The organism is Nocardia sp. BMG111209, from assembly GCF_000381925.1.
In the GTDB taxonomy this organism is placed as follows: domain Bacteria; phylum Actinomycetota; class Actinomycetes; order Mycobacteriales; family Mycobacteriaceae; genus Nocardia.
This window is the reverse complement of sequence record NZ_KB907307.1, coordinates 3,579,609-3,593,985: the sequence shown is the minus strand read 5'-3', so window position 1 is coordinate 3,593,985 and position 14,377 is coordinate 3,579,609. Positions and strand designations below refer to the sequence as shown.

The 14,377-nt window shown below is 69.6% G+C and carries 15 protein-coding genes; 9 read left to right on the top strand and 6 right to left on the bottom strand.

What is annotated here, in order from left to right; all coding sequences use genetic code 11:
- Nucleotides 1–22 precede the first annotated feature (22 nt).
- The 8 genes from G361_RS0116540 to G361_RS0116505 all read left to right on the top strand — a co-directional run bounded on the left by G361_RS0116540 (nucleotide 23) and on the right by G361_RS0116505 (nucleotide 6,063).
- A complete protein-coding gene (locus G361_RS0116540) occupies nucleotides 23–916 on the top strand; it encodes a hypothetical protein (protein ID WP_019928210.1) in 894 nt (297 codons plus the stop codon).
- Between the two features lie 42 nt (nucleotides 917–958).
- On the top strand, nucleotides 959–1,777 hold the full coding sequence (locus G361_RS0116535) for a PIG-L family deacetylase (RefSeq protein WP_019928209.1): 819 nt from the start codon (nucleotides 959–961) through the stop codon (nucleotides 1,775–1,777).
- 13 nt (nucleotides 1,778–1,790) lie between these two features.
- On the top strand, nucleotides 1,791–2,678 hold the full coding sequence (locus G361_RS0116530) for an ATP-grasp domain-containing protein (RefSeq protein WP_019928208.1): 888 nt from the start codon (nucleotides 1,791–1,793) through the stop codon (nucleotides 2,676–2,678).
- A gap of 92 nt (nucleotides 2,679–2,770) precedes the next feature.
- A complete protein-coding gene (locus tag G361_RS0116525; protein ID WP_019928207.1) occupies nucleotides 2,771–3,385 on the top strand; it encodes a bifunctional 2-polyprenyl-6-hydroxyphenol methylase/3-demethylubiquinol 3-O-methyltransferase UbiG in 615 nt (204 codons plus the stop codon).
- A gap of 23 nt (nucleotides 3,386–3,408) precedes the next feature.
- Entirely contained in the window at nucleotides 3,409–3,870 is a 462-nt protein-coding gene (locus G361_RS0116520) for a hypothetical protein (RefSeq protein WP_019928206.1), read from the top strand.
- A gap of 146 nt (nucleotides 3,871–4,016) precedes the next feature.
- Nucleotides 4,017–5,249, top strand: coding sequence for a serine hydrolase domain-containing protein (locus G361_RS0116515; RefSeq protein WP_019928205.1), 1,233 nt, complete (start codon nucleotides 4,017–4,019; stop codon nucleotides 5,247–5,249).
- A gap of 211 nt (nucleotides 5,250–5,460) precedes the next feature.
- The gene (gene argS, locus G361_RS50355) at nucleotides 5,461–5,844 is read left to right on the top strand and encodes an arginine--tRNA ligase (protein ID WP_231386888.1); all 384 of its coding nucleotides are present in this window, start codon (nucleotides 5,461–5,463) and stop codon (nucleotides 5,842–5,844) included.
- A 9-nt stretch (nucleotides 5,845–5,853) separates the two neighbouring features.
- Nucleotides 5,854–6,063: a hypothetical protein gene (locus G361_RS0116505; protein ID WP_019928203.1), complete on the top strand. Its 210-nt coding sequence runs from the start codon at nucleotides 5,854–5,856 to the stop codon at nucleotides 6,061–6,063.
- A 134-nt stretch (nucleotides 6,064–6,197) separates the two neighbouring features.
- Here the strand turns inward: G361_RS0116505 and ilvA are convergent, their stop codons facing one another.
- From ilvA to G361_RS0116475, 6 genes are all read right to left on the bottom strand, one after another.
- The gene (ilvA, locus tag G361_RS0116500; RefSeq protein WP_019928202.1) at nucleotides 6,198–7,553 is read right to left on the bottom strand and encodes a threonine ammonia-lyase IlvA; all 1,356 of its coding nucleotides are present in this window, start codon (nucleotides 7,551–7,553) and stop codon (nucleotides 6,198–6,200) included.
- A gap of 126 nt (nucleotides 7,554–7,679) precedes the next feature.
- Nucleotides 7,680–8,114 carry a nitroreductase family deazaflavin-dependent oxidoreductase gene (locus tag G361_RS0116495; RefSeq protein WP_026343112.1) on the bottom strand — a complete coding sequence of 145 codons (435 nt, stop codon included), beginning with the start codon at nucleotides 8,112–8,114 and terminating at the stop codon, nucleotides 7,680–7,682.
- Nucleotides 8,115–8,179: 65 nt separating this feature from the next.
- The gene (gene yjfF, locus G361_RS0116490; protein ID WP_026343111.1) at nucleotides 8,180–9,145 is read right to left on the bottom strand and encodes a galactofuranose ABC transporter, permease protein YjfF; all 966 of its coding nucleotides are present in this window, start codon (nucleotides 9,143–9,145) and stop codon (nucleotides 8,180–8,182) included.
- A gap of 302 nt (nucleotides 9,146–9,447) precedes the next feature.
- Nucleotides 9,448–10,485: an ABC transporter permease gene (locus tag G361_RS0116485; RefSeq protein WP_019928199.1), complete on the bottom strand. Its 1,038-nt coding sequence runs from the start codon at nucleotides 10,483–10,485 to the stop codon at nucleotides 9,448–9,450.
- On the bottom strand, nucleotides 10,482–12,038 hold the full coding sequence (locus G361_RS0116480; protein ID WP_019928198.1) for a sugar ABC transporter ATP-binding protein: 1,557 nt from the start codon (nucleotides 12,036–12,038) through the stop codon (nucleotides 10,482–10,484). The genes G361_RS0116485 and G361_RS0116480 overlap by 4 nt, the downstream gene beginning before the upstream one ends.
- 6 nt (nucleotides 12,039–12,044) lie before the next feature.
- Nucleotides 12,045–13,007 carry an ABC transporter substrate-binding protein gene (locus G361_RS0116475; RefSeq protein ID WP_019928197.1) on the bottom strand — a complete coding sequence of 321 codons (963 nt, stop codon included), beginning with the start codon at nucleotides 13,005–13,007 and terminating at the stop codon, nucleotides 12,045–12,047.
- Nucleotides 13,008–13,255: 248 nt separating this feature from the next.
- On the opposite strand from G361_RS0116475, the gene G361_RS0116470 reads away from it, so the two are divergent.
- Nucleotides 13,256–14,305: a LacI family DNA-binding transcriptional regulator gene (locus G361_RS0116470; protein WP_063711815.1), complete on the top strand. Its 1,050-nt coding sequence runs from the start codon at nucleotides 13,256–13,258 to the stop codon at nucleotides 14,303–14,305.
- Nucleotides 14,306–14,377: the final 72 nt, after the last annotated feature.

Sequence of the window (14,377 nt, the reverse complement as noted above, 5' to 3'; positions counted from 1 at the left end):
CGAAATCTCGCAGGACGATGTGATGACGCTCCGATCCACCGGAATCGACCACGGGGAACTGCTCCGCGGACTGACGCTGCGGCTGCCGTCCGCGGACCGGGTCGAACTGAGTTCCGGATTCCGGCCCGCCACCGAAACCGATTGGGCCGAAACCTATTCCGAGGGGTGTTTCGTGCCCAGGGGTCCGTGGCGCGCACCCGGGCGTGCCGAATGCGCGATGCTGTTCGGCACGCCCGGACCCGGTGCGCTGCCCGGTGACTGGATCGCCGTGCTTCCGGTACCCGGCCGGGTGCTGGAGGCGTCCGCCGCGCTGCGCGCGGTGTCGGCGACGGGGGATGCGGCCGCGCTGGATGCCCTGATCGAGGGCCCGGCCGGTCGGCTGGCGCTGGTGGAGGCGCTGCGCTGGGCGAACGGTCTGACCGATCCGGCGCGGCCGGGGATCCTGACCCCGTTCCTGTACGGCCGGATCCCCGCCGGCAATCCGACCATGACCACCGGAAGTCACGGCCGCCGGGTCGGATTGCACGTCGACAGCTGGGACGACGGCCCGCTGGCCGAGCGGGCCGCAGCGGCCAATCGGGTCTCCGCGAATCTCGGCGACCACGACCGCTGCCTGCTGGTCGTCAACGCGCCGCTCGCGGTGATGGCGCGGGCGCTGGCCGAACGCGATCTACTCGACGGCGCGGCGGATCCGCGATTCGCGCTGGGCAGACGCTTCATGCAGGTGTTCCCGCACTACCCCGTCACGAAGATCGTGGTCCGGCCCGGCGAGGCCTATATCGCCCCGACGGACAACCTGCTGCACGACGGTTTCGCCGAACCGCACGGTCAGATCGATCTCCAGTTCAGCTGCCGCGGCTACTTCGTGGCGCCCGCCGGCGGGATGGGCTCGTCGGATGTCGGTGTTGCTTCGTAGAGTGAGGACGACGAAGCACCGGACACCGACAGAGGGGGATCCATGGCCGACCGACTGACGATCATGGCCGTACACGCCCATCCCGACGACGAGGTCATCGGCACCGGCGGGATTTTCGCGCGGTACGCCGCCGAGGGTATCCGGACGGTCCTGGTGACCTGCACCAACGGCGAGCAGGGCGATGCGCCCGGCGGGATCAAGCCCGGCGAACCGGGCCACGACGAGGCCGCGGTACGGGCGCTGCGGCTCGGCGAGCTGCAGGAGTCGGCGGCCCTGCTGGGTATCGACCATGTCGAACTGCTCGGATATCGCGACTCGGGTATGGACGGGTGGGAGGCCAACGGGCACCCCGAGGCCTTCCACAACATCCCGGTCGAGCAGGCGGCCGCGCGGCTGGCGGACCTCATGCGGCAGTACCGGCCGCAGGTGGTCGTCACCTACGACGAGAACGGCAACTACGGGCATCCGGACCATATCCAGGCCAATCGCGTCGCACTCGCGGCGGCCGCGGCGACGGATATCCCGGACAAGCTCTACTACACCGCGATTCCGCGCGAGAGCTCGCGGGAGATGTTCGCGGCGCTGCGGGCGAAGGGCATCATCGAGCTCGGTTTCGAGCCGCCGGAGGATTTCGGGACGCCGATGGAGTTCATCACCGCGCTCGTGGATGTGGCGCCCTACGTTCAGCAGAAGGTCAAGGCGCTCGAGGCGCACAGCAGTCAGAGCGACAGCGTGCCGTTTCTGCGGATGCCGTTCGAATTCCAGCAGATGATCTTCGCGACCGAGGGTTTCGTCCGCCACGCCAATCGGGTGGCCGCGGCGCCCGCGCGGGAAACCGATCTCTTCGCCGGGCTCCGGTGAGCTCGCCGGGGCCATGATTCTGCTGGTACCCGCGGATGTGCTGCATCCGCGTCGCCCGGATGAGCATTTCGCCGCCGAGGCGGAGGCCGCGCGTGCCGCCGGTCTGGAGGTCGCGCTGATCGATCACGACGCGGCGGCCGGACCGGGAGGCGCGGAGCAGGCGGTGCGCGCGGTCCGGACCGGTGGTCCGGCGTGGTATCGCGGCTGGATGTTGCGCAGCGAGCAGTACGCCGCGCTGGATGCGGCGCTGCGGCGGCGTGGGGTCACGCTGCGGACCGGCCCCGAGCAGTACCGCCGGGCACACGAGTTGCCGGGGTGGTACTCGGCGCTCGCCGCGCTGACCCCGCGGACGGTCTGGACCGCGGGCGACGATTACGCCGAATTCGACCGTGCGCGTGCGGAACTCGGCTCCGGGCCCGCGGTGCTGCGCGACTACACCAAGTCGATGAAGCACTACTGGGCGGAAGCCGCGTACATCCCCGAACTCGACGACGCGGAGGCGTCCCGGCGGGTGGCGCGGCGGTTCCGGGAACTGCGCGGCGAGGACATGACCGGCGGATTCGTGCTCCGGCGGTTCGAGCGATTCGTCTCGGCCGAGGTGCGCACGTGGTGGGTCGACGGCCGTTGCGCGATGATCGGGCCCCACCCCGACACCCCGGACGATCTGCCCGCCGTCGAGGTGGATGTCGCGGCGCTCGGCGGTCCGATCGCGGACCTCGGGCTCCCCTTCGTGACGGCCGACTTCGCGCTGCGGGACGACGGCACCCGGCGTCTGATCGAACTCGGCGACGGGCAGGTCAGCGATCGGCCGGCGAGCATTCCGCCCGAAATACTGATCGCCGCGCTCAGCGGCGGTCTACCGGACGGATCGCCGCACACCGGAGCGGGCGGATCGTCCTGACCGCGCCGGATCGGAGGCGGAGGCACCGGTAACCCGCGGGGGCCGGGGTGGCACAGTGAAGCGGAGGCGACCCGAGCGAAGAGGAACTGATCATGACCGGACGGACCCCGAGCCGGTGGGAGGAGCGGATTGCCGCCGATCCCGCGCATTCGACCTGGTATGTGGAGCGGTTCCGGGCGCTCGCGGCGCGGGGGACCGACATCGTGGGGGAGGCGCGGCTGGTCGACGCGATGCTCCCGCGCGGGGCGCGGGTTCTGGACGCGGGATGCGGGCCGGGGCGCATCGGTGGCTACCTGCACCGGGCCGGGCATATCGTGGTCGGCGTCGACGTCGATCCGGTGCTGATCGCGGCGGCGGAACAGGACCATCCCGGGCCGACCTGGCTGGTCGGTGACCTCGCCGAACTGGATCTGCCGGGCCGCGGGATCGCCGCCGACCTCGACGCGATCGTGTGCGCGGGGAATGTGATGACCTTTCTGGCGCCGTCGACGCGCCGGGCCGTGCTGGCCGGATTCGCCCGGCATCTGGGCCCGGCCGGACGGGCCGTGGTGGGGTTCGGCGCCGACCGTGGGTACGCGTTCCCGGAGTTCCTCGCCGATGCGGAGCAGGCCGGGTTGCGGGTGGATGTGCTGCTGTCGACGTGGGATCTGCGGCCGTTCACCGACGAATCGGACTTTCTGGTCGCGGTGTTCTCCCGGGGCCGGTGAGCGGCTCGTTGTAGAGTTCGCCAATGCCCTACGCAGTGGACTTCACCACCGTATCGACCGTGGGCCTGGAATCGTCGCCGGTCGCGGCGGCGCTGGCCGGTCTGCGGGCCAACGAGGCCCGGTACTTCAAGAACAAGTACGACCACGTGTTCACCGTCGAGCCCGCGGCCGATGCCCGCTCGGCCGTCGACTGGGTGAGCCGGATCCTCGAGCAGGAGCGCGGCATCGTCATCGCGTCGCCGCCGCTCGAGGCCACCGACTTCGAGGTGGCGGGCATCCATATGGCGTACGTGTTCTACGAGAGCGGGCTGTCGATCAACGTGATGTACACGCTCGACGACGCCGGTAAGCGGGCGGTCGGGTTCAAACTCTCCGACGGGATGGAGGTCCCGGACGAGCTGTCCGCGTTCAAGTTCGCGCGGCAGAAGTCGAAGCTGGCGGGCACCATCCGCGGTTCCTACTTCGTCATCAAGAATCAGTACTGAGTGCGGGCGGGCGCTGACTGCGAACCGGCGCGCCGGCTGTGAACCGGCACAAGATCCGGCCTGCTGACTGCGAACCGGCCCGCTGTGCGCAGGTCGGCGGTGCGCGGTTCGTTGCCGGGTGACAGGTACGGCCGTACCGTGGAAGGGTGAGCAGCGTTGCTTCCACCACGGGATCCGTGGATCTGCCGGTCGGGGTGTACGGCTGGGCGGGTGCCGGGTTCGGGTCGTTGGTGGGCGCGTTCGCGCGGTTCGTGGGTGGCCGGGCCGGCAGCGGCGGGGCGGTGGCGGTATATCGGCACGGTGAGCCGCTGGTCGACATCTGGACCGGCAGCGCGGCGCCGTCGCGGCCGTGGACGGCGGATACCGGCGCGCTGGTCTTCTCGGCCACCAAGGGGATCGCGTCGACGGTCGTGCACCGGCTCGCCGATCGCGGACTGATCGATTACGACACTCCGGTAGCCGCCTACTGGCCCGCGTTCGCGGCGGCCGGGAAATCGCGGATCACGGTGCGGGACATACTCACTCATCGTGCGGGGCTGTCGGCGCTGCCGCCGGGAGCGGCGGCCGAACTGCTCGACCACCTGTTGCTGGAGCAACGGCTCGCCGCGGCGAAACCCGGTCGGCTGCAAGGTGTTCCGGCCTACCATGCGCTGACCTTCGGCTGGCTGGTGGCGGGGCTGGCACGAGCGGTCACCGGGTGCGGGATGGCGGAGTTGTTCCGCACCGAGGTCGCCGAGCCGCTCGGCATCGACGGTATCCATCTCGGCCGGCCGGCCGCGGGTTCGACGACAACCATTGCGGCACTGTCGGGTTCGCGGTTCGCCGCCGCCGGGTCGGCGGCGGGGGGTTTGATGCTCGGCCGGGTGCACGGCGTTCCGGGGCCGATCGGGTCGATGGCGGGGGCGTTGTACGTACGCGGTGTGCACGCGCTGTTCGACGGGGACGATCCGCCGGTACTCGACACCGAGATGCCCGCCGCCAACGGGGTGTGCACGGCCCGCGCGCTGGCCGTCGTCTACGCGGTGCTCGCGGGGGACGGTACCGCCTATCTGTCCGGCCGGACGTTGCGAGAGTTGCGCCGTATCCAGACATTTCAGCCCGACCGCACCCTCGGCTACGCACCGATGCTGTGGCGCTTGGGTTATCACTCCGTCCCGGTGCCCGGCGGCTACGCCGGATTCGGCCACATCGGCGTCGGCGGCTGCTTCGGCTGGGCCGAACCGCGCCTGGGCCTGTCGGTCGGATTCGTGCACAACCGGCTGTCGATGGGCCGCGGCACCGCCGACCAGCTGGCCTCGGGATGGGTTCTGCCGCTGGCGATCCGCGGGGCCCGCGCGGCCCGCGCCCGCGCCCGGCTCGCCGCGCCGCACGCGGCCTGATCGGTCGAACCCGTTGGCCGGCACCGGTTCTGCGCGCAGGTGATCGCGCCCCCGCCTGGGATACTGACGGTTCATCACCGATTAGAAGGGCTCGTCTCGTGACCCGTTCCGGGGTTCTGCCGTTGCTGGACCAGGTTGCCGCCGCCGTATCCGAGGCGATCGACCGAACCCGCCCGGCGATCGGCTCGGCGTGCCCGAGTCCGGGAACGGATTGCGCACGGTCGTCGACTGTTCGGCGCCGAACATCGCCGAGGAGATGCAGGTGGGGCATCTGCGCACCACGATCATCGGCGACTGTCTCGAGCGGGTGCTCACCTTCCGCGGGCACTCCGATTCGCGGCAACCGGCCGGCGTTGTGCCGGCTGACCGCGCGAACCCCGGCGCACGGGCTGGACCTGCTCGGCATCGCCGCGCCGGAGCGGATGTGATCGTCTGCGGGATCGAGTGGGAGGGGGCGGGCCGGGCGTGTGTGACGTGCGGGGATGGCGGAAAACGGGTACGCGACAGGCGGATGTCGGTGCGGGCGGCTAGGGTGCGGGGTGCGTTTTCCGGCAACGGCGCCGGAAAACGTCTGCCACCGTCGACCAAGGAGTGAATTCTGCTCGTGCGTTACCCGATTCGCACCCTCGCCCTCGCCTCCACCGTGGTTGCCGCCGCGCTGCTGACCGCCGGCACCGCCGCGGCCGAGCCCGCCCCACAGCCCGGGACCGACATCTTCAGCCAGTTGCACGGCATCACCACGGGTTTCGTGGATTTCGACCCCGCCTGTGCCTTCGGCTCCGTCTCCGGTTCCGCCTGCGGCCAGTACGACTAGTGCCCGCCGGCCGGTACCGTGCCCGCGGCACGGTACCGGCCGTGACAGGCCGGCGGCGAGCCGGTCGCCGGGCGGCAAGGGAAGGTCGCCCGGCGACCGGGTCACGGCGGATGGGTGCCGTGCGGCACCCGCGATCAGGTGAGGTAGCGGTAGGCCGGGGAGCCCGGGTCCAGCCGCTCGCACTGGATGGGGGAGTCCTGGAGGCGCTTCAGCAGCGCGTCCAGGCCGTCCGGTGCGCCGAGTTCGATGCCGACCAGCGCGGCGCCGGTCTCCCGGTTGTTGCGCTTGACGTATTCGAACAGGGTGATGTCGTCGTCGGGGCCGAGCACCTCGTCCAGGAAGCGCCGCAGCGCGCCCGGTTCCTGGGGGAAATCCACCAGGAAGTAGTGCTTGAGGCCCTGATGGACCAGGGAGCGTTCGATGATCTCGCCGTAGCGGGACACGTCGTTGTTGCCGCCGGAGACCAGGCACACCACCGTCGAGCCGGGATCCACCGCCAGTTCCGCCAGCGCCGTCACCGCGAGGGCGCCCGCCGGCTCGGCGATGATGCCCTCGGACTGGTACAACTCCAGCATGGTGGTGCAGATCGCGCCCTCGTCCACCTGCATCATGCGGAAAGAGCCTGCGCCGGAACAGGAATCGGTGGCGGTGAGCAGCGGCAGCGAGGCGTGCGAGACGACCCGGCCACCGAAGCCGGACACCGTGCGATACGGGAGGTCGCCGATGCGGCGGACCGCCGCGCCGTCGACGAACGGGTCGATATGCGGCAGCGTCACCGGGCCGCCGGCGACCAGGGCCGCCGTCATCGATGCGGCGCCGGCGGGTTCCACGCCGACGATGGCCGTCCGCGGCGAGCGTTCCCGCAGGTAGGTGCCGATACCGGCCAGGCAGCCACCGCCGCCGACCGGCACGATCACCAGATCCGGGGCATCGGGCAACTGGTCCAGGATCTCGACCGCGACCGTGCCCTGACCGGCGGCGGTGCGCGGGTCGTCGAACGGGGGGACGGAGGTGGCGCCGGTGCGGGCGACATCGTCGGCGGCGGCCGCGGCGGCCGCGTCGTAGGTGTCGCCGGTGGCGATCAGTTCCACGTATCGGCCGCCGTGGGCGCGGATGCGGTCGCGTTTCTGCTTCGGCGTGGTGGTCGGCACGTAGATGCGGCCCTGGATACCCATGGCCCGGCAGGCGAAGGCCACGCCCTGGGCGTGGTTGCCCGCGCTGGCGGTGACCACGCCGGCCGCGCGCTCGGTGGCGGTCAGTTGGACGATCAGGTTGTAGGCGCCGCGCAACTTGTAGGAGCGCACGGCGGTGAGGTCTTCACGCTTGACGAAGACGTTCGCACCCGATCGTGCCGACAGCCGCTCGATCCGTTGCAGCGGTGTCGGCTCGATAATGTCGGAAATTCGCTTCGCGGACGCATCGATCTCGTCCGCCGTCAATTCGGGCAGCGGACCGGACACCTTCTCTGCGAGTTCGAGCGATTTCGACATCTCGTCATGCTAACGGCAGGCGAACCCGGGTTCGCGGCCGACCACCGGATCGGCGCCGGTCGCGGCTATTGTCCGGATCCGCACACCGGGCCGGTGCCCGGGCGGTGTGCGGACTGCTCCGGTGCGTCAGCGCGGGGTCAGGACGAACAGCGGAATCTGCCGATCGGTCTTCGTCTGATACTGCGCGTAGTCGGGCCAGGCCGTGACCGCGCGATCCCACCACAACGTCTTCTCGTCGCCGGTGACCTCGCGCGCGGTGTAGTCCTTGCGGACCGCGCCGTCCTGCAGTTCCACATGCGGCTCGGCCTGGATGTTGTAGTACCAGACCGGATGCTTCGGCGCGCCGCCCAGCGAGGCGACCACCGCGTACTCACCGTCGTGCTCGACCCGCATCAGCGGGGTCTTGCGGAGCTTGCCGGATTTGGCGCCGACCGTGGTCAGCACGATGATCGGCTTACCCTTCATCGTGTTGCCCTCGGCGCCGCCGGAGGACTCGAACTTCTCCACCTGCTCGCGTGACCAGTCGGTCGGGCTCGGTTCGTATTCTCCTTCGAGTGGCATGGCCCACAGAATACCGACCGGCCCGGTCTCGGTTCCGTCCGGCAGTGCCGGGGCGTCGGGTGGACTCACCGCGTCCGGGAACCGCTCAGCAATCGCTGCAACAGGATGAAGACCAGCAGCAGTGCGCCGATCACGATCCGGGTCCACCAGGAACTCAGCGTGCCCTGGAAGCTGATGACGGTCTGGATCACGCCCAGGGTGAGCACGCCGAGTACAGTGCCGAGCACGAAGCCGGAACCGCCGGTCAGCAGCGTCCCGCCGATCACCACCGACGCGATCGCGTCCAGTTCCATCCCCACGGCGTGCAGGCTCCAGCCCGACAGTGTGTAGAGGGTGAACAGGATGCCGCCCAGCGCCGAGCAGAATCCGCTGATCGCGTACACGGTCACCTTGGTGCGGGCCACCGGCAGGCCCATCATGAGCGCGGACTGCTCGCTGCCGCCGAGCGCGTAGACGGTGCGGCCCAGGCGCGTGTAGTGCAGGACCACGAACGCCACCGCCACCACCGCCAGCGCGATCAGCATTCCGGTCGACAGGAACACGTCCGGGCCGAGGTGGAATCGCTGCTGCGCCAGGCGGGTATAGGTTCCGTCGGTGATGGTGATCGAATCGGTGCTGATCACGTACGCGAGGCCGCGGGCGAGGAACATGCCGGCCAGCGTCACGATGAACGGCTGGATCTCGAAATACTGGATCACCGCGCCCATTCCGGCGCCGAACAGGGTGCCGCCCAGCAGCATCAGCGGCATCACCACCGCGGCGGGCCAGCCGTGCTGGGTGACCAGCCAGGCCGACACCACCGTGGTCAGCGCCAGGACCGCGCCGACCGACAGATCGATACCGCCGGTGAGGATCACGAACGTCATGCCGACGGCGAGGACCAGTAGAAAGGCGTTGTCTATGAACAGGTTCACGAAGACCTGCGGGTAGCCGAAGGCGGGGTAGCGGGCTGTGCCTACGGCGTAGAGGATCGCGAACAGGATTGCGGTGGCGAGGACCGGGACGTAGCGGTTGCCGCGTAGGGCTCGCAGGCGGCGGGCGGTTGCGGGCTTCGAGCGTGGTGCGGGATTGTCGGCTGTTGGTGGCGTGGGATGTTGGGTGATGGCGGTCGCCGGTGTGCGCGATTCGGAGTCGGCCGGGGCTGCGCTGGGGCCTTCTGGTCGTGAATCTGATTGCAGTGCGGTGCTGCCGGTGTCGTCCGAATCCGCACCAGGGCCTTCTGGTCGCGAATCTGATTGCGGCGCAGTGTTATTTGTGCCGGTATCGTCCGGTTCTGTTGGTGCCGTGCTGTCTTCCGTGGTGGCAGACTGGGGTGAGGGGCTGCTCGCGGCGTTCATGCCGGAACCTCCGCGGGGGTCGGGGCGCGACGGCGCCGGGGCGGCCGGATGCGGGCGCGGAAGGCTGGGGACTGGATGAGGCAGACGGCGATCACCACCACGGCTTTCCACAGCAGGCTGGTCTGCGGGGGGACGCCGATCGTGTAGACCGTGGTGGTCAGGGTCTGGATCACCAAGGCGCCGAGGATGGTGCCGCCGAGGTGGAATCGGCCGCCGGTGAGCGAGGTACCACCCAGGACGACGGCGAGGATGGCGTCCAGTTCGATCCACAGACCGGCGTTGTTGCTGTCGGCGGCGGTAACGTTGGAGCTGGTCATCAGGCCCGCGACGGCGGCGCAGCAGGCGCACACCACGTAGACGGCCACGATCAGTCCGGTGGCCCGCACGCCGACCAGGCGGGACGCCTCCGCGTTGCCGCCCACCGATTCCAGCAACATGCCGAGGGCGGTGCGGCGCAACAGGATCGCCAGCAGCGCGAGCACCCCGGCGGTGATCAGCACCGGCACCGGAATCGTCGCGAGGTAGCCGCCGCCGATCACCTTGTAGGGCGGGCTGTGCACGGTGATGATCTGGCCCTGCGTGATCAGCTGCGCGATGCCGCGTCCGGCCACCATCAGGATGAGCGTGGCGACGATCGGCTGAACGCCGAAGCGGGCCACCAGGATTCCGTTCCACAGGCCCAGCGCCACCGCGACCGCGAGCACCAGTACGACCGCGACCAGGACCGCGCCGACCGAGGACTGATCGGACCCGTTCGCGATGTGCACGCAGGCCAGTGCGCCCGCGATCGCCACCACCGCGCCGACCGACAGATCGATGCCGCGGGTCGCGATCACCAGCGTCATACCCAGCGAGATCAGTACCAGCGGTGCGCCGTAGCGCAGGATGTCGATCAGGCTGCCGTACAGGTGACCGTCCTGGATGCGCACCGACAGGAAGCCGGGGGTGCGGGCGGCGTCGATCGCCAGCAGCGCCACCAGGGCGACGGCCGGCCAGAGCAGCCGGTGCCGCAGGATGTTCGTCAGGATCTTCATGAGACCGTCCCGCTCGCAATGGTTTCCATCAGCCGGTCCAGCGTCAGCGCCGCGTCGTTGGGTAGTTCGGCGATCAGCCGGCGGTCGCGCAGCACCTCCACCTTGTGCGAGAGCCGCAGTACCTCTTCCAGTTCCGCGGAGATGAACAGCACCGCCGTGCCGTCCCCGGACAGCGACATGACCAGGCGCTGGATCTCGGCCTTGGCGCCGATATCGATGCCGCGGGTGGGCTCGTCCAGGATCAGCAGCCGCGGCCGGGTCACCAGCCAGCGGGCCAGCAGCACCTTCTGCTGATTGCCGCCGGACAGGAACTTCACCGCGATATCCGGATCCGGCGGTGTGATCCGCAGCGCCGCAAGGTATTCCAGTACCAGTTCGGTGCGCCGGCGGGCCGGGATCGGACGGAACCAGCCCCGGGCGGCCTGCGCGGCGAGCAGGATGTTCTCCCGCACCGACAGATCCAGGATCAGGCCCTCGGACTTGCGATCCTCGGGACAGAACGCGATGCGCCGGCCGATGGCCGCGCGCGGCGACCGCAGCGGCATCGGCGTGCCCGCCATGGTGATGCGGCCGGAGGCCGCCCGGTCGGCGCCGAACAGCAGCCGCGCCACCTCGGTGCGGCCGGAGCCGAGCAGCCCGGCCAGCCCGACCACCTCGCCCTCGTGCACGGTGAGATCGAAGGGTGCGACGGAATTGCCACGGCCGCTGAGGTTCTCGGCCCGCAGCAGTGGCGTGCGCCGGATCTCGGCCGCCGGTTCGGGATGTTCGCGTTCGATCTCGTCGAGGGCGCGCAGCGCGGTGCCGAGCATCGCGGCGACCAGATCCTTGTGGGTCAACTCCGCGACCGGATACTCACCGACGCGAGTTCCGTTGCGCAGCACCGTGGCCCGATCGCAGATCGCGAAGATCTGGTCGAGGAAGTGGGTGACGAACAGGATCGCCACCCCGTCCGCGGCCAGCCGCCGCATCAGCGTGAACAGCTGCGCCACCTCGCCGGCGTCCAGCGAGGAGGTGGGCTCGTCCAGCACCAGTACCCGGGCATCGAGGTCGACGGCCCGGACGATGGCGATGAGTTGTTGTACCGCAAGCGAATACGAGCCCAGCGGGGCGGACACGTCGATGTCGAGATGCAGCCGGCCCACGAGTTCGGCCGCGGCCCGGCGCATCGCGCGGAAGCGGATGAACCGGCCCCGGCGCGGTTCGCGGCCGATGTGGATGTTCTCCGCCACCGAGAGATTCGGGCAGAGGTTCACCTCTTGATAGACCGTGCTCACCCCGGCCCGCTGCGCCTGCTGCGGGCCGGCGAACCGCACCGGCTCGCCGCCGAGCGTGACGGTGCCGGTGTCGGCGGTGTGCAGGCCGGTGAGCACCTTGATCAGCGTGGACTTGCCGGCGCCGTTCTCGCCGACGAGGGCGTGGATCTCGCCGGGGAACAGCCGCAGGTCGACACCGGACAACGCGGCCACGCCCGCGAAACGCTTGCCGATGCCGGTCATCCGCAACAGGGGGGCCGGATCGGCCGCCGAGGTGGTCGCGTCGTCGGTGGGTGCCACGGGGGATCAGTACTTCCGGTCCGGGAGCGCGGCCTTCGCCTGCTCCGGGGTGAAGGTGGTCTCCTCGGTGACGATCCGCTTGTCGATCGGCTGGCCCGCCTTCACCTTCTTGACCAGGTCCATCAGTTGCGGTCCGAGCAGCGGATTGCACTCGACGACGTAGTTCTCCTTGCCGTCGACCTCGGCCTGCAGCGCGTCGTGCACACCGTCGATGGACAGGATCTTGATGTCCTTGCCGGGCTTCAGCCCGGCCTCCTCGATGGCCTGGATGGCGCCTAGGGCCATATCGTCGTTGTGCGCGAACAGCACGTCGATCTTCTGCTTGGAGGCGAGGTAGGCCTGCATGACCTCCTTGCCCTTGGCGCGGGTGAAATCACCGTCCTGCGACGCGACGATCTTGAACTTGGGGTCGGCGCCGACGATGTCGGCGAAACCCTTCTTGCGATCGATGGCCGGCGCGGATCCCGTGGTGCCCTCCAGGACCGCGATGTTAACGGTCTCATTGGAGCCCTTGTACTGATCGACCACCCACTGACCGGCCTTGTGCCCCTCGGTGATGAAGTCGGAGCCGAGGAAGGTCTGATACAGCGAGCTGTCCTTGGAGTCGACCGCGCGATCGGTCAGCAGCACCGGGATCTTGGCGTCCTTCGCCTCCTTCAGCACGGTGTCCCAGCCCGATTCGACCACCGGCGAGAACGCGATCACATCCACGTGCTGCTGGATGAACGTGCGGATCGCCTTGATCTGGTTCTCCTGCTTCTGTTGTGCGTCAGCGAATTTCAGGTTGATCCCGGCCGTCTTGGCGGACTCCTGGATGGACTGGGTGTTCGCGGTGCGCCAGCCGCTCTCGGCGCCGACCTGGGAGAAGCCCAGGGTGGGGCCGCCGTTGCCGCTTCCGGACGAGCCGCAACCGGCGAGGGCGGCGGTGGTGAGGGTGAGGACACTGGCTGCGGTGACAAGCCTCTTCATCACGGTGATTCCCTTGCAGTGGATCGGAAAGGGGAGTTTTGTCTGATAGTGTTAGCGCTCACATTCGTCTCGTCAAGGGTATGAGAGAAACCGCCCGCCGTCGGTAGTATGCGGGTATCGGTTGTCGCTCACGGCAATTCGTCGCGGCCGGGCGCGCTCGCGGCGCCCGGCGAAGTGAGCGCTAACCTGAATCGTCGGGATCGGGGTCGGGACGAGGGAAACTCCACGACTCGTGGAAAGGCGGAGTTGTGAGAGACAGGGACAGGCATGCCCCGGTGAAAGTGGCGAAGGTGGCGGGGGTGCGGCCCGCGGTGATGACCGATGTGGCCAAACTCGCGGGGGTCTCGCATCAGACGGTGTCGCGGGTGCTCAACGGCAGTCCGCAGGTGCGGCAGGAGACCCGCGACCGGGTGCTGCGCGCGGTGGAGGAGCTGGGCTACCGGCCGAACGCGATGGCGCGCGGGCTGGTCAGCCGGCGCTCGAAGGTGCTGGGGGTGGTCACCTTCGACACCATCCTGTACGGGCCGGCGTCGATGATGCTGGGTATCGAGCGCGCGGCGCGCGCGGCGGGGCACGGCGTCAGCATCGTGACGCTGGAACGGGTCGACCGGCACGGGGTGCTGGACGCGGTGAACACGCTGGCCGATCAGGGTGTCGACGGGGTGATCATCCTCGCGCCGCAGCTGGCGGCGGCGGTCGCGCTGCACAATCTGCCGGCGCGGCTGGTCGCGGTCGCGGTGCAGGCCGGGCACGACGCGGGCCTGCCGGCGGCGTCGATGGACCAGCACGAGGGTAGCCGGCTGGCCGTGGAGCATCTGCTGAGCCTCGGGCACGAGACGGTGTGGCACGTGTCCGGTCCCAACGGCTGGCTGGAGGCGCGCGATCGTGTCGACGGCTATCGGCGCACGCTGGAGGCCGCGGGAGCCCGGATTCCGCCCATGATCAGCGGGGATTGGAGTGCCCGGTCCGGCTACGAGGCGGGGCTGGTGCTGGCCGGGCAACCGGGTGTGACGGCGGTGTTCGCGGGCAACGACCAGATGGCGCTGGGCCTGCTGCGCGCCTTCACCGAGCGCGGTATCCGGGTGCCGGACGACGTGTCGGTGGTCGGGTTCGACGACATCCCCGAGGCCGCGTATCTCTCACCGCCGTTGACCACGGTGCGGCAGGACTTCGACGAGGTCGGCCGCCGCAGTATGCAACTGCTGCTGCGACTGCTGGAGCGCGACGGGGAGATCCCGGATCCGCCCGCGGTGCTACCGACGCTGGTCGTGCGGGACAGCTCGGGGTCGCCGAAATAGACTGCGGCACAGTAGGACTGCTGTCACCCGGTCGGCGGCCGAACAGGCTGCGGCGCAGCGACACTCGTGTCG

Bases quoted from the DNA above. Each gene is read 5' to 3' on its own strand.
- G361_RS0116495 (WP_026343112.1), bottom strand. From the start codon at position 8,114: ATGCCACTCGAAGGAGAATACGAACCGAGCCCGACCGACTGGTCACGC.
- G361_RS0116520 (WP_019928206.1), top strand. From the start codon at position 3,409: ATGCCCTACGCAGTGGACTTCACCACCGTATCGACCGTGGGCCTGGAA.
- G361_RS0116475 (WP_019928197.1), bottom strand. From the start codon at position 13,007: ATGAAGAGGCTTGTCACCGCAGCCAGTGTCCTCACCCTCACCACCGCC.
- G361_RS0116530 (WP_019928208.1), top strand. From the start codon at position 1,791: ATGATTCTGCTGGTACCCGCGGATGTGCTGCATCCGCGTCGCCCGGAT.
- ilvA (WP_019928202.1), bottom strand. From the start codon at position 7,553: ATGTCGAAATCGCTCGAACTCGCAGAGAAGGTGTCCGGTCCGCTGCCC.
- G361_RS0116540 (WP_019928210.1), top strand. From the start codon at position 23: ATGACGCTCCGATCCACCGGAATCGACCACGGGGAACTGCTCCGCGGA.
- G361_RS0116525 (WP_019928207.1), top strand. From the start codon at position 2,771: ATGACCGGACGGACCCCGAGCCGGTGGGAGGAGCGGATTGCCGCCGAT.
- G361_RS0116485 (WP_019928199.1), bottom strand. From the start codon at position 10,485: ATGAAGATCCTGACGAACATCCTGCGGCACCGGCTGCTCTGGCCGGCC.
- G361_RS0116535 (WP_019928209.1), top strand. From the start codon at position 959: ATGGCCGACCGACTGACGATCATGGCCGTACACGCCCATCCCGACGAC.